Origin of the sequence: Actinomadura sp. WMMB 499, assembly GCF_008824145.1 — a bacterium.
Taxonomy (GTDB): domain Bacteria; phylum Actinomycetota; class Actinomycetes; order Streptosporangiales; family Streptosporangiaceae; genus Spirillospora.
This window is the reverse complement of the sequence record NZ_CP044407.1, coordinates 3,489,762-3,513,544: the sequence shown is the minus strand read 5'-3', so window position 1 is coordinate 3,513,544 and position 23,783 is coordinate 3,489,762. Positions and strand designations below refer to the sequence as shown.

Sequence of the window (23,783 nt, the reverse complement as noted above, 5' to 3'; positions counted from 1 at the left end):
TCGGATACTCCCACACGGTTGCCGGACCCGGTAGCGGCTCGACGGCGTCCGGATCAGGACACCACCGCCGGGCGCAACAATGTACTACGGTTCGTAGTACACCATTCGGTGGGGCGCGTTCCGGCACCGTTCGCCTCCACATCGCACGACCGCGCTCCGGCGCGGCGTGCGCTGCTCCAGATCCCTGGAAAGAACGGACGAAGGGGAAAGCGCATGACGCGCACCCAGCGTGCCGAGGACGCCACCGGTGCCCCCGTGCAGCTCGTGATCGGCGGAATGACGTGCGCGGCCTGCGCGGCACGCGTCGAGAAGAAACTCAACCGGCTGGACGGCGTGGCCGCCGGCGTCAACTACGCCACCGGGCGGGCGACCGTCCAGCCCGGCGACGTCCCGGTCGGCGACCTCATCCGCCAAGTCGAGCGCGCCGGCTACACCGCCGAACGGTACGAGCCGGACGAACCCGCCGAGGACGACGAGGACGACCGGCACGTCCGGGCACTGGGCCGGCGGATGGTCGTCGCGCTCGTCCTGGCCATGCCGCTCGGCGAGCTGTCGCTGATGATGGCGGCCGTGCCGTCCTGGCGGTTTGCCGGCTGGCAGTGGCTGCTCGTCGCGCTGACGCTGCCCGTGGTGACGTGGTGCGCGTGGCCGTTCCACCGCGCGGCGTTCCGGGCGGCGCGGCACGGGACCAGCTCGATGGACACCCTGATCTCCACCGGCATCCTCGCCGCCACCCTCTGGTCCCTCTACACCATCGTCTTCCAGAGCGGCGAGCACGCCGCCGACGCCGGGGTGTGGGAACGGCTGACCGGTCCGGGCGGGTCGATCTACCTCGACGTGGCCGGCGGCGTCACCGCGTTCGTGCTGATCGGGCGCCTGCTGGAGGCCAGGGCCCGGCGCGCCTCGGGCGCCACCCTGCGGGAGCTGGCCGAGCTGGGCGCCAGGGACGTCGCCGTCATCCGCCCCGACGGCACCGAGCACCGCGTCCCGGCCGCCGAACTGCGGGCCGGTGACCGGTTCGCCGTCCGCCCCGGCGAGCGGATCGCCGCCGACGGGCTCGTCGAGTCCGGGCAGGCCGCCGTCGACACCAGCGCCATGACGGGCGAGCCGGTCCCCGCCGAGGTCGCCGAGGGCGACCCGGTCACCGGCGGCACGGTCGACCTCACCGGACGGCTCGTCGTGCGCGCCACCCGCGTCGGCGCCGACACCCGGCTGGCCGCGCTCGTCCGGCTCGTCGAGCGGGCCCAGGCCGACAAGGCCGCGGTGCAGCGGCTGGCCGACCGCATCTGCGGCTGGTTCGTCCCGGCCGTGTTCGCCCTCTCCGCCCTCACCCTCGCCGGCTGGCTCGCGTTCGGGGACGACGGGCACCGCGCGGCGACCGCGGCGCTCGCGGTCCTGATCATCGCGTGCCCGTGCGCGCTCGGCCTGGCCACGCCCACCGCGCTGCAGGTCGCCTCCGCGACCGGCGCGCGCCTCGGCGTCTTCATCAAGGGCCACCAGGCCCTGGAGTCGGCCCGCGCGATCGACACCGTCGTCCTGGACAAGACCGGCACCCTCACCGAGGGCCGCATGGCCGTGGCCGACCTGGCGGTGGCCGACGGGACCGGCCGGGCGGACGTCCTCCGCCTCGCGGGCGCCGTCGAGGACGCGTCCGAGCACGCCATCGCCGCCGCGATCGCCGCGGCGGCCCGCGACGAGGTCGGCGACCTGCCGCCGGTCACCGGCTTCCGGGCGCTGGCCGGGCTCGGGGCCCGCGGCACGGTGGCGGGACGGGACGTCGTGATCGGCTCGGCCCGCCTGCTGTCGGGCGAGGGCGTCACGATCCCCGGCCCGCTGGCCGAGCGGCGCGCCGAGTGGGAGAGCGCGGGACGCACCGCGGTGTTCGTGGCCGCCGACGGCGCCGCCGTGGGCGCCATCGCGCTCGCCGACACCGTCAAGCCGTCCGCCGCCGACGCCGTCGCCCGGCTGCACGGCATGGGCCTGCGCACCCTGATGCTCACCGGCGACAACACCGCCACCGCCCGGACCGTCGCCGACGAGATCGGGATCCCCGAGGTCATCGCCGAGGTGCTGCCCGCCGACAAGGCCGACGTCATCGCCCGGCTGCGCGCCGAGGGGCGCCGGGTCGCCATGGTCGGCGACGGCGTCAACGACGCCCCCGCCCTGGCCCGCGCCGACTTGGGCCTGGCCGTCGTGGACGGCACCGACGTCGCCCTCGCCGCCGCCGACCTGATCCTCGTGCGCGCCGACCTCGACGCCGTCCCCACCGCGATCAAGCTCGCCCGGGGCACGCTGGCCACCATCCGGGGCAACCTGGCCTGGGCGTTCGGCTACAACCTCGCCGCGCTGCCGCTGGCCGCCACCGGCCTGCTCAACCCGCTCATCGCCGGTGGCGCGATGGCCATGTCGTCGCTGTTCGTCGTCTCCAACAGCCTGCGCCTGCGCCGCCACGCGCCCCCCGCCCGCCTGGACGCCCCCGACGACGCCGACGGCGTCGACGCCGTCGACGACCCGGACGCCCCGGACGACCTGGCGGGCGCGCACCTCCTGGAACCCGTGGAGAACTCCCGCTGACGGCACCGGCCGGACGGGCACGCCCGTCCGGCCGGTGTGGGGAGCCGTGGGTCAGGGGGCCGGCTCTCCGGAGCCGTCCTCGGGGGTGTCCTCGGGCCGCTTCCTCGTGCCTGCCGTCAGCGAGTGCTCGCCGGACGCGTAGATGTGCACGAGGCCGAGCAGCACGGCGGCGGCCGCGACGTAGATGCTCCAGCCCGCGAGGGTGCCGCCGAGTTCGGTGAGGCCGGTGCCCGCGTCGCCGCCGATCGCGACGGCGGCGAGGAAGACGACGGCGAGGACGGCCGCGAGCGCGGTGGCGACGAGCGCGAGGGCGCCATAGCAGACGGTGAGTGTCTTCTTCATGATCAGATTCCTGCGATCGGGAGGAGCCCGGCGAGCAGGGCCATGGACATCAGGAGGTGGACGACGATCCAGACGGTCGCCGCCCTGGCGGTCTTGCCGAACTCGGAGCCGGCGATGCCCATCGTCACGAACAGGCCGAGGGCGAGCGGCGGCGTCATGCCCTCCAGCGCCCCGGTCAGAGCGGGCAGCATGACGGCGAGCAGGAGTGGGTCGCCGCCGAGGGCGGCCCACGCGGCGACCAGCGAGCCGCCGAGGATGGCCACCTGGGCGGTGCCGGGCAGCACCATGCCGAGCACGGCGAAGACGAGCGGGAGCAGGACGACCAGCGCGGCGATGTTCAGGTCCAGGCCGGTGACCCACTCCTGGATCTCCGCGTCGGCGTCCAGGCCGACGAACGCGTCGGAGATGGCGTAGGCGAAGTAGACGGTCGCGGCGACCGGCACGACCTTGGGCAGCGAACCCCGGAAGATCTCCAGGACGGGCGCGAGCCGCAGCTTCCCGCCGGGCAGCGAGCGGCGGCCGATGAGCAGGGCGTAGGCGGCGGCGATGCCGGGCGTGAACATCAGCACGGCGCTGGAGAAGTTGTCCGCGCCCTCCTCGCCGAGGCGCGCGATCAGCATGTCCTCGCCCAGGAAGTCGATCAGCAGCGGGACGAACATCAGCACCGGCAGCAGGAGAGCGGGCCAGCCGTCGCGCCAGGCCTCCCGCAGCCGGGGGCGCTCCGCCACCGGGATCGGCTCGACCTTGGTGACGCGGCAGATCGCGAAGAGCACCACGATCTTCTGCAGCAGGAACCACAGCCCGACCGTGTAGGAGGCGAGCGTCCACCCGCTGAGGCTGATCTCGCCCGGATAGAGCCGGTCGACGACGCCGTAGGTGAGGAAGATGATCCCGGCGGGCGGGATGATGTTGCCCAGCATGCTCGCCGACATCTCGATGGACGCGGCGGTGTGCGGTTTGAACCCGGCCCGCTTCATCATCGGGATCGTGAACGCGCCCACGGCGGCGGCGTTGCCGGGCCCGCTGCCGGACAGCGAGGCCATGAACGCGCTCGTCAGGGTGGCGACGTAGCCGGAGCCGCCGCGGAACCGGCCGATCAGGGCGAGCATGATCTGCACGATCCGTCCCACCACGTCGGTCGCGTCGAAGAGGACGGCGAGAACCATGAACGTGAAGATGACGTAGAACAGGCTGTCCTGGGCCGGCATGACCAGGTACTCGCCGAGATGCTCCCATTGCCCGGAGAGGGCGACGAGCAGCAGCAGCCCGCAGGCCATGTTCTCGTACATGGGCCTTTTGAAGACCAGGAACAGGACGCCGATCAGCGCGATGAGCGCGATCAGCATCAGCAGGGCCGCCGGCAACCCGAACAAGGGACCTCCTAGGACCAGAGGTAATTACTGGTTATGTCCGATGACGGCGCACGCTAGCACGGTGTCTCCTCCCTGGAAAGGGTTCTGTTGCGACTCACCAGCCTGGACGGGATGATGTGCGGGAAGTGCAAGGGGACCACTGGTCATTGGCGGTGTGCGGTGCTGGACAGGGCGGGCGGGCTCCCGCTGTACGCGCAACTCGTGGCGACGTTCCGGGAGCGCATCGAGTCGGCGGAGTGGCCCGCGGGCGGCCAGCTCCCGTCGGAGCGCGACCTGTGCTCGCTCTTCGACGTCAGTCGCATCACGGTACGCCGTGCCATCGACATCGCCGAGAAGGAGGGCCTGGTCAAGCGCGTGCACGGGGTCGGAACGTTCGTGTCCGACGCGCGCATGGAGCAGGCGCTCGACCGGGTGCACAGCTTCGAGCGGACGCTCGCGCAGCGCGGCCTGGTCGCCTCGACGACGATCCACGCGATGTCGGTGTCGGTCAGCGACCTCGCGGTGGCGAGCGTGCTGCGCCTGGAGGCGTCCGAGCCGGTGACGAACCTGCAGCTCATCGGCAGGGGCGACGACGAGCCGATCGTCTTCTACGACAGCTTCTTCCCCACCGACGTCGGCGCGGACGTGACCGCCGCCGCCGAGCGGGCCGGCGCGGCCGGCGTCCCGTTCTCGACGCTGGACCTCTACCGGGACGCGGTCGCGACCGTCCCCGACCGGCTGGAGCAGGCGTTCGAGGCGATCGTGGCCGACCGGTTCCTGGCCGGGCTGCTGGCGGTGCCCGAGGGGCGGCCGATCCTGCGGGTGACCTCGGTGATGTCCCGCGAGGGCCGGCCGATCGAGTACCGGCGGGCCTGCTACCGGGGCGACCGCTACCGGTTCTCGCTGGACCGCGCGCTGCCCGCCTTCCACTGATCCTCGCGGCCCGGCCCGCGCCCCTCCGCGACGCCTTCGCGGGGCGCGGACTTGACTAACTGGTTATAACCAGTCTCCAATGTGGTTCTATGAAGTCCGAACTACGCATCGTCAGCCCCAACGGGCATCTCGGGTTCGCCCCGACCAAGGAGGAGAGCTTCGCGATCGCGGCGGCCACCCGCCCCGACTACTACTGCTGCGACTCCGGCAGCGACGACATCGGCCCGGCGGCGCTCGGGTCGGACCGCTCGGTGAGCATGTACGACTGGCAGCGGCACGACCTGGAGCTGATGCTGCTGGCCGCGCGCGAGCAGGGCGTCCCGATGCTGGTCGGCTCGGCCGGGGACTGCGGCACCGACAGCCGGGTCGACATGTTCGTCCAGATCATCCGGGACCTCGCCGCCGAGCACCGGCTGCCCCCGTTCAAGTTGGCCTACTTCTACTCCGAGGTCGGCACCGGCGACCTGCGCGACCGGATGGAGCGCGAGGTCGTCTTCGAGGGCCTGGACGGGCGCGCCGACCTCGACCCGGCGACGCTCGACCGGACGACGCGCGCCGTCGCCGTCGCCGGGGTGCACCCGTTCCTGGAGGCGCTGCGCGCCGGCGCCGACGTGATCATCGGCGGGCGGTCGAGCGACTGCGCGGTGTTCGCGGCCCCGGCGATCCACGAGGGGTTCCCGCCCGAGCACGCCTACTACCTGGGCAAGGTCCTGGAGTGCGCGTCGTTCTGCGCCGAGCCCTACGGCGCCAAGGAGAGCGTCATCGGCACCGTCACGCACGAGGACGTCAAGGTCACGGCGATGGCCCCGCACCAGCGGTGCACGGTCGCGAGCGTCGCCGGGCACGCGATGTACGAGCGGTCCAACCCGTACTACGAGCACTTCGCGGGCGGCATGCTCGACATGTCCGAGTGCCGGTACGAGCAGTACGACGAGCGCACCACCCGGGTCACCGGCCAGCGCTACGTCCCCTCCGGGGACGGCGTCCGCGTCAAGATCGAGGGCTCCGGGCGGCTCGGCGCCAAGTACATCGGCATCGCCGGGATCCGCGACCCGTACACCATCGCCAACATCGACACCGTGCTCGACCTGGTGCGCGGCGAGGTGGCGGCGCAGTTCGCGGAGGTCCCGTACCACCTGAACTTCCGGGTGTTCGGCAAGAACGGCGTCATGGGCGACCTCGAACCGGTCACCGAGATCCGCTCGCACGAGCTGTGCGTGGTCGTGGAAGGCGTCGCGGAGACCGCCGAGCTGGCCGAGAGCGTCGCCCTGTTGGGCACGCGGCAGATCTTCTACGCGCGGCTGCCCGAGGTGAAGGGGACGGCGGGCACCGCGAGCTTCGTGGTCGACGAGGTCCTGCCCGCCAGTTCGGCCTTCGAGTGGACGATCCACCACACGGTCCCGGTGGCCGACCCGATGGAGCTGTTCACGCTGCGGACGGTGGAGATCGACGGGACGGCACGATGAGCGACACGGGCACGATGAGCGACAGGGGAGCGAGCATGCCCACCACGACGACGCTGGCGGATCTGGCCAAGACGATCCGCAGCAAGAACGCCGGGACCGACCGCATCACCTTCGACGTGATCTTCCCGACCCGGGAGGTGTACGAGCGGGTGCGCCACGGTGGGGTGCTGACCCGCGAGACCGTCGCGGCGCTGTTCCGGGTGGAGGACGAGCGGATCGTCGACTTCGTCAACTTCGACCCCGCGTTCGCCATCAAGTTCACGCTTTCGCGGACGACCCCGAGCGGCGGCCTCGGTGAGGGCGACATCTTCGGCTGCCAGCAGTACCCGCCCCTGCTGGACATCGAGGTCCCGGCCGAATCGGCCAGGTGAAGCGGGGGGAGGGCCGGCGCCGGTGCGGCACCGGCCGGCCCTCCCCGTTCCGTCCGGGCTCAGCCGTTCGCCGCGGCGGGGCGCTCGCCGAGGTCGGGGGGCGCGGAGCGGTAGGTGGGCGGGGTGGCCGACAGCCCGATCGGGTTGCGGGTCAGCCGGGCCGCCGTGCCGTCCGGGCGGGGGACCTCGACGACCGGGTCGAGGCCGAGCGACTCGGCGAGCGCGAACGCCCCGGCGATGTCGTTGACCCGCCCGGCGGGGACTCCGGCCGCCGACAGCGCGGGCACCCAGTCCGCCGCGGTCTTGGCGGACAGGGCGTCCACCAGGAGGCGGCGCAGCTCGCCGCGGTTGGCGACGCGGGCGTCGTTGGCGGCGAAGCGCTCGTCCGCGGCCAGTTCCGGACGGCCGACGGCGCGGGCGAGCGCGGCGAACTGGCGGTCGTTGCCGACGGCCAGGACGAGGTCGCCGTCGCCGGTGGGCAGCGGCTCGTAGGGGGCGATGCTGGGGTGCGCGTTGCCCATCCGGCCGCCGACCCGTCCGGCCAGCGTGTACGCCGCGCCCTGGTTCGCGAGGGCGGCGAGCAGGCACGACAGCAGGTCGATCTCGACCCGCTGGCCCTCGCCGGTCCGCTCGCGGTGCCGCAGCGCCGCCAGGACGCCCACGCTCGCGAAGAGCCCGCTGATGACGTCCACCAGGGCGACCCCGACCTTCTGCGGCTCCCCGTCGGGCTCGCCGGTGATGCTCATGAGCCCGCCGAGCGCCTGGATCAGCAGGTCGTAGCCGGGCAGCGCGGCGCCGGCGCCCGAGCCGAAGCCGGTGATCGAGCAGTAGACCAGGCCGGGGTGGGCGGCGGCGAGCTCCGCGTGGCCGAGGCCGAGGCGGTCCATGACTCCGGGGCGGAAGTTCTCCACGACGACGTCGGCGGCCGCGACGAGTTCGCGGGCGCGGGTGACGCCGTCCGCGGTGCGCAGGTCGAGGACGACGCTGTCCTTGTTGCGGTTGGCGGCCTGGAAGTAGGTGGCCCGCCCGCCGTCGTCGTAGGGCGGGCCCCACGCGCGGGTGTCGTCGCCACCGTCCGGGCGCTCGATCTTGACCACCGTGGCGCCCAGGTCGGCGAGGATCATCGTCGCCAGCGGTCCGGCGAGCACGCGGGAGAAGTCGACGATGCGGAGACCGTCCAGGGCATGAGTCATGTATGGGCCCTCTTTGTCGGCTTGTGAGATGTATGCGAGTATCGATACTAGATTTTCGAAGATTCACCCGCAACGAGAGGTGGCGGCCATGGCGAGCAGGCGGGATCAGGTCGAGCTCCGTCCCGAGGACTTCCTGGACATCGACGGGCTCCTGTCGGACGAGGAGCGCGACATCCGCGACACCGTCCGGACGTTCGTGTCCGACCGGGTCGTCCCGCACGCCGGCGACTGGTTCGAGCAGGCGACGATCCCCCGCGAGCTGCCCCGGGAGCTGGGGAAGCTGGGCGTGCTCGGCATGCACCTGGACGGCTACGGCTGCGCCGGCACCAGCGCGACCGCCTACGGCCTGGCCTGCATGGAACTGGAGGCCGGGGACAGCGGCGTCCGCAGCATGGTGTCCGTGCAGGGATCGCTCGCGATGTTCGCGATCTGGCGCTGGGGGTCGGAGGAGCAGAAGCGGCGGTGGCTGCCGGGGATGGCGGCCGGCGAGACGATCGGCTGCTTCGGGCTGACCGAGCCGGACGCGGGCTCCGACCCCGGCGCGATGCGGACGCGGGCCCGCCGCGACGGCGACGACTGGATCCTCGACGGCCGCAAGATGTGGATCACCAACGGGACGATCGCCGACGTCGCCGTCGTGTGGGCCCGGACCGACGACGGCGTCCGCGGCTTCGTCGTCCCCGCCGGCACGCCCGGCTTCACCGCGCCGGAGATCCACAAGAAGATGTCGCTGCGCGCCTCGGTGACGTCCGAGCTGGTGCTGGACGGCGTCCGGCTCCCGGCGGACGCGGTCCTGCCCGAGGTGTCGTCCCTGCGCGGGCCGCTGTCCTGCCTCAACGAGGCCCGCTACGGGATCGTCTGGGGCGCCGCCGGCGCCGCCCGCGCCTGCTTCGAGGCCGCGCTGCGGTACGCCGGGGAGCGCACCGCGTTCGGCAAGCCGATCGCGGGCACCCAGATCCAGCAGCAGAAGCTCGCCCACATGGCGCTGGAGGTCAACCGCGCCACCCTGCTGGCCCTGCACCTCGGCCGGCTCAAGGACGCGGGACGGCTGCGCCCCGAGCAGGTCAGCATGGGCAAGCTCGGCAACGTCAACGCGGCCTTGGACGTCGCCCGCACCGCCCGCCAGGTGCTCGGCGCCAACGGGATCTCGCTGGAGTACCCCGTCATCCGGCACATGAACAACCTCGAGTCCGTCGTGACGTACGAGGGCACCGCCGACGTCCACGCGCTGGTCATCGGCGGTGCGCTGACGGGCGTCCAGGCGTTCCGCTGAGGCCGCGGGGGGCACGGCTATGCTCGGGCCGGTGAACGATACCCGCGCCGGCGCCCCCGCCTCGGTACCCACGGCCCAGCAGCACGCGGTCGGCGCGCTGCGCGCTCTGATCGTGTCGGGCGAGCTGCGCCCGGGGCAGCGGGTCAACCAGGAGGACGTCGCCGCGCGGGTCGGGCTGAGCGTCGCCCCGGTGCGGGAGGCGCTGCGCGTCCTGGCGCAGGAAGGGCAGCTCACCTACCGCCCCCGGCGCGGCTACTTCGTCACCGAACTCCAGTACGAGGACCTCAGCGAGATCTACGAGCTGCGCCGGATCCTGGAGGAGCGCGCCGCCCGGCACGCCCTGCCGATGCTGGACGACTCCGCGCTGCGCCGCATCGACGAGGCCGCCCGCACCTGCGCGGAGGCCGCCGCGGCGGGGGACGTCGCCGCCGAGCTGTCCGCCAACCGCGTGTTCCACTTCGCCGTCATGGAGGCGCCGGGCCAGCCGCACGTCCTGCGGCTGATCCGGCTGCTGTGGGACTCCACCGAGGTGTACCGGGCGATGTACTACAACCTGCCCGAGGAGCGCGCGGCGTCGGTGGACGCCCACGACCGGATCATCGCGGCGGTCCGCGCCGGGGACGCCGACCGGCTCGTCCGCGAACTCGACGACCACCGGGAACGCGCCCTGGACGTCCTGCGCGCCGTCCTCGCGCCCGGCCAGGTCTGACCGGACGGGCCCCAACGCGCGCCCGCCCGCGCCGCCGTGGTTCGGCGGCGCGGGCGGGCGGTCAGGGACGGGCGGTCAGGGACGCGTTCTCACCCGGACCATGCGCGGGCCTCGCGCCGGGGTTCGGCCGGGTCGAAGTCGTTGTAGGCCGGGACGAGCGAGTAGTCGGTCAGCGCCCGGACGGTCGCGGCGGCCGGCTCGACGCCCTTGATGACGCCGTACTGGATGTAGGTGTCGAGGGTGTTCTGCAGGTCCTCGTCCTTCTGCTGGCCGTACTGGCCCGCCGAGCCCGGACCGGCGGAGATCTCCAGCCGCTTCTCGAGGATCTTCGTCGCGGTGGCGAGGTCGGCCGCCGTCCCGCCGGACAGCTTGGACGCCGGGAAGTGCTCCCAGTGCATCTCGATGGCGGCGCGCGGGTTCTCCCGCGAGAAGACCATGCCCTTGAAGAACGCCCGGAACAGGCCGGCGATCGCCTCCGGGCGCTCCCGCACGTCCCGCTTGCGGCACACCAGGGACGAGGTCCCGGTCAGCCCGTCGGTCCGCGACTCGATCTCGACCAGTTCCTCGCCGAGCAGCTCCCCGACGATCAGGTTGGAGCTGTCGTAGCCGGAGTAGGCGTCGACGTCGCCGCGCTGGAGTGCCTGCGCGGCCTGCGCCCCGTAGCCGACGGCGAGGATGTCGTCCCCGGTGACGGGTTGCGGCTGCGTGCTGGTCGCCCCGGTCACCAGCATCTCGTTGATGCCGCCGCGCACGTTCACCCCGACGGTCTTGCCGGCCAGGTCCGCCATCGTCCGCAGCCCGGCCGAGGCCGGGGCCACGGTGCGGAAGATGTTGCCGTTGACGGTGCCGACGATGACGAGGCCGGGGTCCTGGCCGATGGCGGTGACGGCGTTCGCGGTCGAGCCGTACGTGCAGGTGGCGCGCTCGTTGGCGACGGCCTGGATGGCCGCGACCGCGTTCTTCACCGGCTGCATCTCGACCTTCAGGCCCTCGTCCTCGAAGTACCCCATGGTCTCGGGCACCGTGGCGTACGAGGCGGTGGCCGCGCTCAGCGTCTGGTCGGCGACGGCGAAGGTGAGCTCGGTCCGCCCGTCGCCGGTCCCGCACGCCGTAATCGCGGCGAGCGTCGCGACGGCGGTCAGGAGCGCGCACGTTCTCCTCATCGTGGGTCTTCCTCCTCTCGGTTTCACGGTGTCGGGTCAGGCCCGGTAGCGGGCGAGCAGCCGGTTGAGCACCGCCATCGTCAGCCAGATGGCGACCCCGAAGAAGCCCATGACGATCAGCAGCGCGTAGGTCGCGGCGATCGCCCCGTTCTGGGTGGCGGCCTGGATGGCGAAGCCGAGGCCCTCCCGCGCCGAGACGAACTCGGCCACGATGGCGCCGATCAGCGCGAGGACGGCGGCGGTGTTCAGCGCGGGCAGGATGTAGGAGACCGCGTGCGGGATCCGCAGCTTGAACAGGATCTGCCAGCGGCCCGCCCGCACCGAGCGGAACAGGTTGTACTGGTCCTCACCGACGCTCGCCAGCCCCACCATCGCGTTGACCAGCAGCGGGAAGAACGCGAGCAGCGCGGCCAGGAACGCCTTGGGCGCCAGCCCGTACCCGAACCCCGCGATGACCATCGGGGCGATCGCCACCTTGGGGAAGGTCTGGATCACCACGAGGTACGGCAGGACGGCCTTGTGGACGGTCTCGGAGAAGGTGAACACGACCGCGAGGACGAACGCCAGCGCAGCCGCGCACACGAGCCCGACCAGCGTCTCGAAGGCGGTGGCGTAGATGTTCGGCCACAGCGCCCCGGAGGCGACCATGTCGCCCAGCGCGGCGAACACGTCCCCGGGCGGGGCGATGAGGAGCGGCGACACCCATTCGAGCTCGGCCGCCAGGTACCAGAGCAGCAGGGTGACGGCGAGGATCGCGACGCCGAGGAGGCCGGCCCGGACGTTGACGTTGCCGAGCGGCGCCGCCCGTCCGGGCACGGTCCGGGTCCCGGCGGTGCCGGCGGCGGCCGCGGTGGTCGCGGTGGAGGTCTGCGGTGCGGTCACTGGCTCTTCACCTGCTCGAGAGATGCCCGGACGCGCTGGGTGGCCTCGAAGAACTCCGCGGTTCCGCGCGCCTCGCGCCGTCGTGGTCGGGGAAGGTCGATGTCGATCACTTCGTGGATGCCGCCCGGCCGGGCCCGCATCACGACGATCCGGTCGGACAGGTAGACCGCCTCGCTGATGCTGTGCGTGACGAACAGGACGGTCTTGGGTTCGTCGTGCCACACCCGCAGCAGCTCGTCGTTGAGGTCCTCGCGGGTGAACTCGTCGAGCGCGCCGAACGGCTCGTCCATCAGGAGCAGCCGCGGGCTGTCGATGAGCGACCGGGCGATCGCGGCCCGCTGCTCCATGCCGCCCGACAGCTCGCGCGGGAGGCTGCCCGCGAAGTCCTGCAGCCGCATCGTGGCCAGCAGCTCGTCGGCGCGGCGCCCGGCGGCCGCGCGCTCGCCGCCGCGCAGCTCCACCGGGAGCAGGATGTTCTGCCGGATCGTCCGCCACGACAGCAGCGTCGGCTTCTGGAACGCGACGCTCACCCCCGGCGGGGGCTCGGTCACCGTGCGGCCGTCGATCTCGACGCCGCCGCCGGTCGCCTCCAGCAGGCCCGCGACGATCTTCAGCAGGGTGCTCTTGCCGCAGCCGCTGGGGCCGATCAGCGAGACGAACTCGCCCGGCCGGACGTCCAGCGTGGTCGGGGCGAGCGCGTCCACGGCGGTGCGTCCCCGCCGGTAGGTCATGGCGGCGTCGCGGACGGCGATGGCCGCCCCGGTCCGCGGCTCGGCGCCCGTCCCGGTCCTGCCCGTGTCGATCTTGCCCATCTCACTGACCTCCGCTCGCGAGCGCGGGTTCGCGGGTGCCGGATCCGGCGGGGTCCGGAACGCCGAGCACCTCGTCGTAGAACCGCAGCCAGTTGCCGCCCATGAGGCCCGCGACCTCGTCGGCGGTGAAGCCGCGGGCGCGCAGCGCCTCGTCCAGGACGGGGAAGTCGCCGGGCCCGCGGAACCACGACGGCGGCCCGCTGCTCGCCGCGCCGGTGGCCAGGCCCGCGCCCTGCTGGGGCCGCCGGCTCCAGCGCCCGCTGCGCATCCAGGCCCGGTACTCGTCGGTGCCGCCGACGTTCGCGTCGGTGCCGATGCCGACGTGCGCGGCGCCCGCGATGTCGACCGTCCGCGCGACCATCTCCGACCACGCCGCGGGCGTGTCGATGAAGCCGCGGGTCAGGTTGTGGTAGGTCGTCACGCCGATGACGCCGCCGCGTTCGGCCAGCGCCGCCAGCACCTCGCCGGGCTTGTTGCGCGGATGGTCGGTGATGTCGGAGCAGTTGGCGTGCGTGATGGCGACCGGACGTCCGGAGGCGTGGATCGCGTCGAGGGTGGTCCGGTTCCCGACGTGCGACAGGTCGATGACCATCCCCGCGCCGTTCATCCGCTCGACCACCTCGTGCCCGAACCGGGTGAGGCCGGAGTCGACCGGCTCGTAGCAGCTCCCGCCGATGTCGTTCTGGATGTTGTAGGTGAGCTGGACGACGCGGACGCCGATCTCGGCGAAGAAGTCCACGTAGGACAGCCGGCCCTGGAGCATCGAGGAGTTCTGGAACCCCAGGATCAGGGCGGTGCGCCCCTCGGCCGCCAGCCGCCGGACGTCGGCGGACGTGCGCGCGATCCCCACGAGGTCGGCGTTGTCCTCGGCGAAGTACCGCCAGGACGCGACCGCGTCCAGCGACTCCGTCGCGTCCTCCCAGAAACCGCAGGTCGTGGTGACCGCGTCGATGCGCGCCCGGCGCAGCGTCAGCAACTGCTCGCGGGTCATCCGCGAGCAGTTGAGTCCGTCGATGTACACGGCGTCTCCTTAACGGGGTGGGGGAGTTCGGGGTGGGGGGTCAGAGGATCCCGGAGGGGGGCGGCGCCATCCCGGTGTGCAGCCGCGACAGGTCGGTGTCGACGCTGAGCGCCTCGTTGGAGGTGTAGTAGAGCGGCCACCACACCTCGGCGGGCACCTCGATGCCCGTGCCGAGCAGCGAGGGCGGTACCGGCGGCGCGGCGGGCAGCACCTCCACCCGGGCGTCCGCGCCCTCGACGGTGACGGTCAGGCCGAGGCCGATCGCCGCCGCCCACAGCGAACCCGCGTCGAGCAGGTCGGCGTCGGCGAGGTCGCGGATCGTCACCGGGGCGCCGGGGCCGTCCGCGAGCGCGCCCGCCAGGACGGGCGCGCCCACCAGCAGCGCGCTCTGCCCGCCGGCGTCGATGGCGCGGGGGCCGGTACGGCGCGGCGGCGTCCACGCGGGACGGTCCGCGCCGGCGGCGAACGCGGCGCCGAGCCGGTCCAGCGCGGTCCGGCCGAACCGCTCCACGCAGTCCACGACGAAGTCGCGGGCGCCCGGGCAGGCCCCGGCCGGGACGCCCGCCACCAGCAGCAGCCGCTCGCAGACCAGCCGGATCTCGCGCCGGTGCACGGTGACCGTCCCGGTCATCGACTCGGGCGGGGTGATGGCGCTGATGTCGGGCCGCAGCTCCAGCCCGTGGGTGTCGTGGTCGAGGTCGGTTCTCATCCGTGGCTCCTCTCCTCGGCGATCAGCTCGCCGGAGGCGTTGCGCGCCATCTCCAGCAGCCGTCGGGTCATCCGGGCCGTCACCGTCTCGTCCACCCGGACGGACGGCGCGATGACGCTGAGCGCCCCCATGCAGTGCCCCCGGACCAGCAGCGGGACGGCCACCGCGGTGATGTCGCTGCCCAGCCACTGGCTGCGCACCAGCGCGAAGCCCTGGTCGGCGATCTCCGCGTAGACCTCCGGGGCGGCGAGCTCGGCGCCGCCGGCGCGCAGCCGGTCGCGCTCGCGCTCCGACAGGTGCGCGACGATCGCCTTGCCCGACGCGGACGTGGTGACGGAGATGCTCGTCTGGAACTTCTCCCGCTGGTAGATCCCCACCGGCTCGGCACGTTCCACGATGAACAGGCCGCCCTGGTCCAGGACGGCGAACGACACCGCCTCGCCCAGGTCGGCGGCGAGCTGGCCCATCCGCGGCCGGAGGATCTCGGCGATGTCGGCCTGCGCGGAGCGCATCCGGGCCAGCACCGAGACGTGGTGGCTCAGGTGGTAGCGGCCCGCGTCGTCCTGGACGAGCCAGCCGGCCTCCTTCGCCGTGTGCAGGTACTGGTGCATCGCGCCCCGGCTCCACCCGAACCGGTCGGCCAGCTCGGCGACGGTGACCGGGCCGCCGGCGAAGCCGACCGCGTCGACGACCTCCAGCATCTTGCGCGCGGTGGTGAGCACCTTCGTCCCGGTCACCGGCGGCCCCCGGCCCACCAGTAGCGCTCGCCGGGCTCGCCCAGCTCCTCCCGGGGCGGCGCGTGCTCGAAGATCAGGCCGCGCAGCGTGCGCCTTTGGACGTCCAGGGTCTTCTCCAGGCCGAAGCAGAACGCGTTGAGGACGTGGATCAGGTAGGCCGGGACGAGCTCGTCGTCGCGGTAGTCGACCCGCGCCAGCGCGTACGGGCTGTCGGTGAGGTTCTGCACGAGGGCGGTCGCGCGGAACGCGGCGGGGTGCTCGAGCAGCAGGTCGCCGACGTGCCGACCGCCGTCCGTCCCGTCCAGCAGCGCGGCCAGCGCGCCGACCTCCTCCACCGGGTTGGTGGCGAGGTCGTGGGTGTCGTCGGGGATCTCTCGCAGGTGACCGGAGCGCGGCTCCTCCGAGGCGCGCGACTTGTACCAGACGCGGTTGCGGAGGTCGTCGCGGTTGCGCGCGTACTCGACCGTCCAGGGCACGGTGGCGTGGATCGCCTCCCGCAGCCGCGATACCGGCCAGGTGGGATCGGGCCGCATCGACTCGTCCACGACCAGCTCGCCGAGCCGCGGCTCCCAGGCGTCCCGGTCGAGTTCCAGCGCGGTGGACCGGAACAGCTCGATCGCCTCCGGCCCGGTCCCCGGCGAGCGGGCCGACTCGACGGCGCCGAGCACCAGCCCCGCGCCCTCCTCGCGGGCGCGGGCGCGCCGCGCCCGCAGCTCGCGCCGCAGGTGGCGGAGCTCCTGCGCGACCAGCGGGCCGCTCGGGAACAGCCGGTAGGGGGTCGAGTCCTCCTCCTTCGTCGCGATGACGCGGCTGAGGAGGTCGTCGAACAGGTCCAGCTCGGGCGCGTCCGCAGGCCAGTTCAGGCCGAGGACGCGCGCCGTGCTCTCCTCGTACAGCCCGATCCACCGGGACACCAGCCGGGGACGGTTCATGAAGAACAGCACCAGGCCGAGCGCCGAGCCGTTGCCGACGGCGACGCGCCGCTTCAGCTCGGGGGACAGCCGGGCCGCGCCGGGGTTCCGCGTCCGGGCCAGCGTCTCGACCAGGTCGAACGAGATCTCCCGCATCATGTAGGCCGAGAGCATCTGCGCGTGGTACGGCAGCGCGAGCGGGTGGTCCGGACCGTACGCGGCGAAGTCGACGGTGCCGAACGTGCCGTTGCCGTCCAGCCCGGTGTTGCGGAGCAGGTAGCCGGCCTCCAGCAGCCGCTCCTCGTCGGGGCCGTGCCCCGCCGCGAGCGCCTCCGTGACCTCGTCGAACGCCCGGAGGCTGCGGTTGGCGCGGAACCAGATCAGCGTCCGGTCCGGTGCGCGGCCCGCGTACAGTTTGGGCATCTCGCGGCGGGTCTGCTCGATGCGTTCCGCGTCGGGCTCGCCCTCCATGAGCGCGCCCAGCACGTCCCAGCTCGATCCGATGATCCGCGGGGTCCGGTTGACCATCCGGGGCTCGGTGGAGAACGCGACCACCGAGAGCACCTGACCGCCGGTGTCGATCCGGTAGGCCAGCGTCCCGTTCCCCTCGGGGGTCAGGTCCGCCCGCACCAGCTCGATCTTCCAGCGCTCGCGGGTCATCCGGTCCATCAGGGTCCGGGTCGCGCTGAGCGGGCCGGCGGGGAGCGCGGCCAGCCTGCGCGGATGCATGACCGCCGCCGGGGGGCGGGGCGCCGCACGTCCCGGAGCGGGGGGCACCGCAGGTCGCGTCGCCTCGAACGACATTGAACCTCGATCCATTTATATTGGACGTTGTCCGATATTTGGTAGGCGGAACCGTAAGCAGTCGTTCCGCCGCACGTCAAGAGGTGGTTTCCGGAGCGCGCGACGATCGGGCGCCTCCCGGGCGGCCGCGTCCGGACCAGGGAACTTCGCAGGTCGGAGGCGCGGGGCACGGACGCGGCGCGCGGCTCAATGTACGAACCGTCCATTCACGGCGGCGAGATTCGCCGCCCCGTACGTTCATCGGGGTCGCCGGTCCTGCCTATGTTCGGCGCATGAGCAGCCAGAACAGGACCCTTCCCGAGGTGGGGACCGGGCGCCTCCCGCAGGAACGCCGCGTCGTCACCGAGATTCCCGGCCCGGTCTCGCGGGACCTGGCCGAGCGCCGCAAGGTCGCCGTCGCGCCGGGGGTCGGCAGCGTCCTGCCCGTCCAGGTGACGGACGCCGACGGCGGCGTGCTGGTGGACGCGGACGGTAACTCGCTCATCGACCTCGGGTCCGGCATCGCCGTGACCAACGTCGGCAACGCCAACCCCCGCGTGGTCGAGCGGGTGAAGGCGCAGGCCGAGCGGTTCACCCACACGTGCTTCATGGTCGCCCCGTACGAGTCGTACGTCGCGGTGTGCGAGAACCTCAACCGGGTCACGCCCGGCGACCACGAGAAGCGCTCGATCCTGGTCAACAGCGGCGCCGAGGCCGTGGAGAACGCCGTCAAGATCGCCCGGTACGCGACCGGGCGGCAGGCCGTCGTGGTGTTCGACCACGGCTACCACGGCCGGACGCTGCTGACGATGACGCTCACCGCGAAGAACATGCCGTACAAGCACGGCTTCGGCCCGTACGCGCCCGAGGTGTACCGGATGCCGGCGGCGTACGCGTACCGGTGGCCGACCGGCCCGGACGACTGCGGCCCCGAGGCGGCGGCGCAGGCGATCGACCAGATCACCAAGCAGATCGGCCCGGAGAACCTCGCGGCCGTCCTGGTCGAGCCGATCCAGGGCGAGGGCGGGTTCATCGAGCACGCGCCCGGCTTCCTGCCCGCGCTCGCCGAGTTCTGCCGGACGAGCGGCGCCCTGTTCATCGCCGACGAGGTGCAGACCGGCTTCGCCCGGACCGGCGACCTGTTCGCGTGCGAGCACGAGGGCGTCGTCCCGGACCTGATCGCCACCGCGAAGGGCATCGCGGGCGGCCTGCCGCTCGCCGCCGTCACCGGCCGTGCCGAGATCATGGACGCGGTGCACGGCGGCGGCCTCGGCGGCACCTACGGCGGCAACCCGCTGGCCTGCGAGGCGGCCCTGGCCGTCCTGGCGGAGATCGAGGAGCACGACCTCGCCGGGCGCGCCCGCCGCATCGGCGAGATCATGCTGCCCCGGCTGCACGCCATGGCCGACCGGTTCCCCGCGATCGGCGACGTGCGCGGGCGCGGCGCGATGATCGCGATCGAGCTGGTGCGGCCGGGCACCAAGGAACCCGACCCCGAACTGACCGCCGAGATCGCGCGCCGCTGCCACGCGCGCGGCGTCCTCGTCCTGACCGCCGGCACGTACGGGAACGTCCTGCGCTTCCTCCCGCCGCTCGTCATCCCCGAGCACCTGCTGACCGAGGGCCTGGACGTCCTCGAGGAGGCCTTCGCCGGCTGACCGCCCCTCCCCGGCCCGCGCGGCCTTCGAGCGCTTCGAGGACCGCGCGGGCCCGCACGGCCTGCGCACACATCGACGGCCGCCGCGACCCGCTTGCCCCGCGCGCCGGGCGTGCACGAGGGTGATCGGCATGGAACCGCTCACCCCCTCGGATCCGGAGCGGATCGGCCCCTACGAGCTGCGCGCCCGGCTGGGCACGGGTGGCATGGGCCGGGTCTATCTGGCCCGCTCGCGGGGCGGCCGGCCGGTCGCGGTGAAAATGATCCACGCGCACCTCGGTGAGGATCCCGCCTTCCGGCGGCGGCTGGGCCGCGAACTCGAGGCGGCGGTGGCGGTCGGCGGCTTCTACGCCGTCGACGTCCTGGGCGGCGACCCCGACGGCGACCCCCCGTGGCTGGCCACCGCCTACATCCCCGGGCCGGACCTCGACGCGGTCGTCACCGAGGACGGGCCGTTCCCGGCGGCCACCATCGGTGCCCTCGCCGCCGCGCTGGCCGAGGCCCTCCAGGCGATCCACGCGGCCGGGCTGGTGCACCGCGACCTCAAGCCGAGCAACATCCTGCTCGCCCAGGACGGGCCGCGCGTGATCGACTTCGGGATCGTCCGTCCCGCCGACGGCAGCCTGCTCACCCAGGGGCTGATCGGCACGCCCGCGTACATGTCGCCGGAGCAGGCCGCGGGAGACGAACTGGGGCCGTCGAGCGACGTGTTCTCCCTGGGCGGCGTCCTGTGCTTCACCGCGACCGCCCGGCCGCCGTTCGGGACGGGTCCCCCCGGACCGCTCCTCCACCGGGTCATGTACGGGGAGCCCGACCTGCGCGGTGTGCCGTCCGGCCTGCACGACCTGGTGGCCCGCTGCCTGGCCCGCGAACCGGCCGACCGCCCCACGCCGCAGGACATCCTCGAACTCCTCGCGTCCTCGTCCCCGGCACCGTCCCACGACTGGCTCGACGGCCCGTACGGCACGGCGATCGAGCGGCACACGGGGGAGGCGCCGTCCCGCACCGGCGGCGAGCCCGACCCCGCACCCCCGCCACGCCCCGAGCCGGTTCCCGAGAGAGAACCGGTTCCCGAGAGAGAACCGGTTCCCGAGACGGAGCCGGTTCCCGAGACGGAGCCGGTTCCCGAGACGGAGCCGGTTCCCGAGACGGAGCCGGTTCCCGAGACGGAGCCGGTTCCCGAGACGGAGCCGGTTCCCGAGACGGAGCCGGTTCCCGAGACGGAGCCGGTTCCCGAGACGGAGCCGGTTCCCGAGCCCCCGCCGACGCGCGTCCCCCCTGCCACCGGCCCCCGGGCGCCGGTGCGCGCGCCATCGCCCGCGCGCAAGCCGCCCGGCCGCAAGCCGCCCGCGCGCAAGCCGCGCGGACGCAAGCCGGCCGTGGCGGTGCTGGTGACCCTCGCCGCGGTCGCGAGCCTGGTCGCGATCATCGCCAGGGCGGGCGGCGCACCCCAGCGTTCCGGCTTCCGCCCCTGGTCGGCCGACGACGCGCACGGCCCGCCCGTCGTGGCGGACGGGCTCGTCCACGTCGGACGGTCCGGCGGCACGGCCGCCTACGACGCGCTGACCGGAGAGCGGCGCTGGATCTCTCCGGGGAAGGCCGAGGAGACCGTCGGCATCTACGGATCGACGCTTCTCACCCGCAGCGCCGCGCGCCTGTCCGCGCTGGACTCCGGCACGGGACGCAGGCTCTGGAGCATCCCCTTCGACGAGGGCTCGTGCGTGGCGCCGCGCCCCACCCCCGAAGGCCGGATCGTCCTGCAGGAAGAAATCGAGCAGGGCGACGACGACGAACTGCGCGTCTCGGTCATCGACCCCGACGGGACCCGCCAGTGGTCGTCCGTCCTGCCGGACCGGTTCCACGACTACTGCTTGTCGAGCGACGACTACGGCGGATCGCGGATCGACCTGGTGGAGCAAGGGAGCGACGGGGGCGTGGTCTCGTTCGCCCCCGACACCGGACGGAGCTGGCGGTTCGACGGGGACGTCAGCGAAGCGGCGGCCGGCGGCGAGCGCATGTACGTACTCACCGGCGACGATCGGCTGCACGCCTTCGACGCCGCGACCGGACGGCGCCGCTGGGAGGTCGGCCTCTCGCAGGACACAGACGCCGGGACGACCGGCATCGCCGAGGTGGCGGGATCGACCGTCTACGTTCGGGACGCCGACGGAGTCCTCTACGAAGTGGACGCCGACGGCCGGAAGGAACGTTCACCGATTCCCTTGGGGGAGGGGCATCTGCGCGTCCGCGACGGCATCGCGTACGTCATCGCCGAGGACGTGAGCCACTTCGGTCCGCTGTGGGAGGACTTCACGACCACGATCTCCGCGCACGATCCGGCTTCCGGACGCCGGCTGTGGCGGTGGGCCCGGGGCGCCCGGGTCGAGCCGGCCCTCGCCGGTGAGCGCGTCCTCTACTTCACCTACGACGAGAACCGGAAGTTCCGCCCGGACGCCGACCGGCTCCTGGCGATCGACGCCCGCACGGGGCGGAAGCGGTGGGAGATCGACCTCGACGTGGACGAGGTCGGCCTGGCCGGCGAGGCGGTGTACGTCGTGGACCGCGACCACACCCTGCTGGCGATCGACGCGGCCACCGGAGAGCGTTCCTGAACCGCGGCGTCGAGCCGGCCGACGCCGCCGTCTCCCGGCCGGGGCGCGGCGGCCGAAGGACCTCACGGCGGCATCTGCCCCTATTGTCGACTCTTGGTCTGATCTGTGGGGATATTGGCGAGCGGTAGAGGGGCCGGTGGACGTCCGCGCGTGATGCTGTAAGCGTGGAACCGAACACCATCGTCCTCGTGCACGGCTTCTGGGTCACTCCGCGGAGCTGGGAGCGCTGGATCGCCCACTACGAGGCGAAGGGATACCGGGTGATCGCCCCCGGCTACCCGGGGTTCGAGGTCGAGGTCGAGGCGCTGCGCGCCGACCCGCAGATCATCGCGGACCTCACCGTGCCCGCGATCGTCCAGAAGCTCGAGGGGATCGTCCGCGGACTCGATCCTCCGCCGATCATCGTGGGCCACTCCGCGGGCGGCGCCTTCACCCAGATCCTGCTGGACCGCGGCCTGGGGGCCGCCGGCGTGGCGCTCAACTCGGCGCCCACCGAAGGCGTGCGGATCGTTCCGCCGTCGCAGCTGCGGTCGACGTTCCCGGTGCTCAGGAGCCCCGCCAACCGGCACCGGGCCGTCGGGCTCACGCCCGAGCAGTGGCGGTACGCGTTCACCAACACCTTCACCGAGGAGGAGTCCCTGGCCCTGTACGAGCGCTACCACATCCCGGCCAACGGCGGGATCCTGTGGGGCAGCGTGCTGGCCAACTTCCAGCCCGGACCGCAGGAGACCTGGGTGGACTACTACAACGACGAGCGGGCCCCGCTGCTGTTCGTCTCCGGCGGCGAGGACCACCTGATGCCCCCGGCCGTCCAGCGGTCCAACCAGAAGCACTACAAGTCCGACACCGTCACCGAGATTCACGAATATCCGGGCTACGCGCACCTCATCCCCGCGCAGGAGGGCTCGGAGCGGATCGCCGACGAGGTCCTGACCTGGGCCGTGGAGTACGTCCGGTGATCGCCGGCCGGGTGTGACGGTCCGCGTGCGCGGGCCGGGCGCGGCGCCGTCCTCCGGCTCCCGGCCCGTGGCGGTCGCGCCCCTTCCCGTCCCTGCTGGGGCGTGCTGCGACCATCGGTGCCGGGTGAGTGGTTTGTCACACGACGATCTTTCTTGACACCCTCACCTGCGTCGCCGTAGTTATTGCATGTTTGCCGCAGTAACTGAGGGGATGCATGAGTTCGTCATCGAAGGTCCCGTCAGTCGTTGCACCGGCGCCCGACCTCGACGATCTGGGAGCGTCCTCCCGCCGCCGCCGGTACCTGCTGCTCCTGCTCGGGCTCCTTGTGCTCCTCTTCGGGACGGTCGTCGTGGCGGTCGGCATGGGCTCGGTGTCCGTGCGGCCGGCGACCGTCTTCCAGATCGTCGGCCACCACCTGATCGGCAGCCCGGACGAGGTGACCTGGCGGCATTCGTACGACTCGATCGTGTGGCGGGTCCGGTTGCCGCGCGTGGTGCTCGGCGCGGCGGTCGGCGCCGGGCTCGCCGTCACCGGCATGGCCCTCCAGGCGATGGTGCGCAACATGCTCGCCGACCCGTACCTGCTGGGGGTCAACTCCGGTGGCTCGACGGGCGCGGCGGCCGCGATCCTGTTCGGGTTCGGCGTGGGCTGGGGGAGCACGCGCTGCAGATCGCGGCCTTCCTGGGGGCGCTCGCCGCCTCGCTGCTGGTCTTCGTGATCGCGCGCGCGGCCGGGCAGATCACCTCGACGCGGCTGCTGATGACCGGGGTGGCCGTCGGGTACGCGCTCTACGCCCTGACCAGCTTCCTGATCTTCGCCTCCGACTCGGCCGAGGGGTCCCGGTCGGTGCTGTTCTGGCTGCTGGGCACCCTGGCGCTGGCGCACTGGTCGGCGCCGCTGGTCGTGGTCCTGGTCGCCGTCACCCTGGTGACCGCGCTGCTCACGCTGTGGGGACGCCGCCTGGACGCGCTGGCGATCGGCGACGAGACCGCGCACACCCTCGGCATCTCGCCGGCGCGGTTCCGGCTGGTGCTGCTCGTCCTGGTGTCGCTGGCCGTCGGCGTGCTGGTGGCCTCGTCGGGCAGCATCGGCTTCGTCGGGCTGGTGATCCCGCACCTGGCCCGGCGCATGGTGGGCGCCACGCACCGCCGGGCCGTCCCCGTCGCCGCGATCATCGGCGCGATCTTCCTGCTGTGGGCCGACCTCGCCGCCCGCATGGTCCTGAGCCCGCAGGAACTGCCGATCGGCATCATCACCGCGCTCGTCGGCGCGCCGTTCCTGCTCATCCTGGTCCGCCGTCTGCACGCCGGAAGCGAGTGAGGC

General features: G+C 72.9%; 21 protein-coding genes. 11 read left to right on the top strand and 10 right to left on the bottom strand.

Annotation, left to right across the window (positions count from 1 at the left end):
- The first annotated feature begins 213 nt into the window (after window positions 1-213).
- Entirely contained in the window at window positions 214-2,574 is a 2,361-nt protein-coding gene (locus F7P10_RS15240; RefSeq protein ID WP_151009951.1) for a cation-translocating P-type ATPase, read from the top strand.
- 51 nt (window positions 2,575-2,625) lie between these two features.
- Here F7P10_RS15240 and F7P10_RS15235 read toward each other — a convergent pair whose 3' ends face one another.
- The gene (locus F7P10_RS15235; RefSeq protein ID WP_151009950.1) at window positions 2,626-2,916 is read right to left on the bottom strand and encodes a hypothetical protein; all 291 of its coding nucleotides are present in this window, start codon (window positions 2,914-2,916) and stop codon (window positions 2,626-2,628) included.
- Between the two features lie 2 nt (window positions 2,917-2,918).
- On the bottom strand, window positions 2,919-4,289 hold the full coding sequence (locus tag F7P10_RS15230; RefSeq protein ID WP_151009949.1) for a TRAP transporter large permease subunit: 1,371 nt from the start codon (window positions 4,287-4,289) through the stop codon (window positions 2,919-2,921).
- Between the two features lie 159 nt (window positions 4,290-4,448).
- Between F7P10_RS15230 and F7P10_RS15225 the strand changes: the two genes are divergently transcribed.
- From F7P10_RS15225 to F7P10_RS15215, 3 genes are all read left to right on the top strand, one after another.
- Complete coding sequence (locus F7P10_RS15225; RefSeq protein WP_176611479.1) at window positions 4,449-5,201, top strand: GntR family transcriptional regulator; 753 nt, start codon at window positions 4,449-4,451, stop codon at window positions 5,199-5,201.
- An 89-nt stretch (window positions 5,202-5,290) separates the two neighbouring features.
- Window positions 5,291-6,667: an acyclic terpene utilization AtuA family protein gene (locus tag F7P10_RS15220; protein ID WP_151009947.1), complete on the top strand. Its 1,377-nt coding sequence runs from the start codon at window positions 5,291-5,293 to the stop codon at window positions 6,665-6,667.
- Between the two features lie 35 nt (window positions 6,668-6,702).
- Window positions 6,703-7,038 (top strand): DUF4387 domain-containing protein, encoded by a 336-nt coding sequence (locus F7P10_RS15215; protein WP_151009946.1) that lies wholly within the window; start codon window positions 6,703-6,705, stop codon window positions 7,036-7,038.
- A gap of 59 nt (window positions 7,039-7,097) precedes the next feature.
- Here the strand turns inward: F7P10_RS15215 and F7P10_RS15210 are convergent, their stop codons facing one another.
- Window positions 7,098-8,231 carry a CaiB/BaiF CoA-transferase family protein gene (locus F7P10_RS15210; protein WP_151009945.1) on the bottom strand — a complete coding sequence of 378 codons (1,134 nt, stop codon included), beginning with the start codon at window positions 8,229-8,231 and terminating at the stop codon, window positions 7,098-7,100.
- Window positions 8,232-8,319: 88 nt separating this feature from the next.
- Between F7P10_RS15210 and F7P10_RS15205 the strand changes: the two genes are divergently transcribed.
- Complete coding sequence (locus F7P10_RS15205) at window positions 8,320-9,504, top strand: acyl-CoA dehydrogenase family protein (RefSeq protein WP_151009944.1); 1,185 nt, start codon at window positions 8,320-8,322, stop codon at window positions 9,502-9,504.
- Between the two features lie 31 nt (window positions 9,505-9,535).
- Window positions 9,536-10,213: a GntR family transcriptional regulator gene (locus F7P10_RS15200; protein WP_218040521.1), complete on the top strand. Its 678-nt coding sequence runs from the start codon at window positions 9,536-9,538 to the stop codon at window positions 10,211-10,213.
- Between the two features lie 89 nt (window positions 10,214-10,302).
- Here F7P10_RS15200 and F7P10_RS15195 read toward each other — a convergent pair whose 3' ends face one another.
- Genes F7P10_RS15195 through F7P10_RS15165 form a run of 7 tightly spaced genes read right to left on the bottom strand, consistent with a single transcriptional unit; the run spans window position 10,303 to window position 17,177 of the window.
- On the bottom strand, window positions 10,303-11,376 hold the full coding sequence (locus F7P10_RS15195) for an ABC transporter substrate-binding protein (RefSeq protein WP_151009942.1): 1,074 nt from the start codon (window positions 11,374-11,376) through the stop codon (window positions 10,303-10,305).
- Between the two features lie 36 nt (window positions 11,377-11,412).
- The gene (locus tag F7P10_RS15190) at window positions 11,413-12,258 is read right to left on the bottom strand and encodes an ABC transporter permease (RefSeq protein WP_151009941.1); all 846 of its coding nucleotides are present in this window, start codon (window positions 12,256-12,258) and stop codon (window positions 11,413-11,415) included.
- On the bottom strand, window positions 12,255-13,070 hold the full coding sequence (locus F7P10_RS15185) for an ABC transporter ATP-binding protein (RefSeq protein WP_151009940.1): 816 nt from the start codon (window positions 13,068-13,070) through the stop codon (window positions 12,255-12,257). The genes F7P10_RS15190 and F7P10_RS15185 overlap by 4 nt, the downstream gene beginning before the upstream one ends.
- 1 nt (window position 13,071) lies before the next feature.
- A complete protein-coding gene (locus F7P10_RS15180) occupies window positions 13,072-14,091 on the bottom strand; it encodes a dipeptidase (RefSeq protein ID WP_218040520.1) in 1,020 nt (339 codons plus the stop codon).
- A gap of 40 nt (window positions 14,092-14,131) precedes the next feature.
- Window positions 14,132-14,800 carry a hypothetical protein gene (locus F7P10_RS15175; protein WP_151009939.1) on the bottom strand — a complete coding sequence of 223 codons (669 nt, stop codon included), beginning with the start codon at window positions 14,798-14,800 and terminating at the stop codon, window positions 14,132-14,134.
- On the bottom strand, window positions 14,797-15,537 hold the full coding sequence (locus F7P10_RS15170) for an IclR family transcriptional regulator (RefSeq protein WP_151009938.1): 741 nt from the start codon (window positions 15,535-15,537) through the stop codon (window positions 14,797-14,799). Before F7P10_RS15170 ends, F7P10_RS15175 begins: the two co-directional genes overlap by 4 nt.
- A complete protein-coding gene (locus F7P10_RS15165) occupies window positions 15,534-17,177 on the bottom strand; it encodes a hypothetical protein (protein ID WP_151009937.1) in 1,644 nt (547 codons plus the stop codon). The genes F7P10_RS15170 and F7P10_RS15165 overlap by 4 nt, the downstream gene beginning before the upstream one ends.
- A gap of 347 nt (window positions 17,178-17,524) precedes the next feature.
- Here F7P10_RS15165 and gabT point away from each other — a divergent pair, with 347 nt between their 5' ends.
- The 5 genes from gabT to F7P10_RS15145 all read left to right on the top strand — a co-directional run bounded on the left by gabT (window position 17,525) and on the right by F7P10_RS15145 (window position 23,780).
- A complete protein-coding gene (gabT, locus tag F7P10_RS15160; protein ID WP_151009936.1) occupies window positions 17,525-18,889 on the top strand; it encodes a 4-aminobutyrate--2-oxoglutarate transaminase in 1,365 nt (454 codons plus the stop codon).
- Window positions 18,890-19,010: 121 nt separating this feature from the next.
- Window positions 19,011-21,500, top strand: coding sequence for a PQQ-binding-like beta-propeller repeat protein (locus tag F7P10_RS45090; protein ID WP_368077471.1), 2,490 nt, complete (start codon window positions 19,011-19,013; stop codon window positions 21,498-21,500).
- Between the two features lie 164 nt (window positions 21,501-21,664).
- Entirely contained in the window at window positions 21,665-22,459 is a 795-nt protein-coding gene (locus tag F7P10_RS15150) for an alpha/beta hydrolase (protein WP_151009934.1), read from the top strand.
- Between the two features lie 215 nt (window positions 22,460-22,674).
- Window positions 22,675-23,178 (top strand): iron chelate uptake ABC transporter family permease subunit, encoded by a 504-nt coding sequence (locus tag F7P10_RS44340; RefSeq protein WP_254716612.1) that lies wholly within the window; start codon window positions 22,675-22,677, stop codon window positions 23,176-23,178.
- Window positions 23,175-23,780, top strand: coding sequence for a FecCD family ABC transporter permease (locus F7P10_RS15145; RefSeq protein ID WP_368077470.1), 606 nt, complete (start codon window positions 23,175-23,177; stop codon window positions 23,778-23,780). Before F7P10_RS44340 ends, F7P10_RS15145 begins: the two co-directional genes overlap by 4 nt.
- Window positions 23,781-23,783 lie beyond the last annotated feature (3 nt).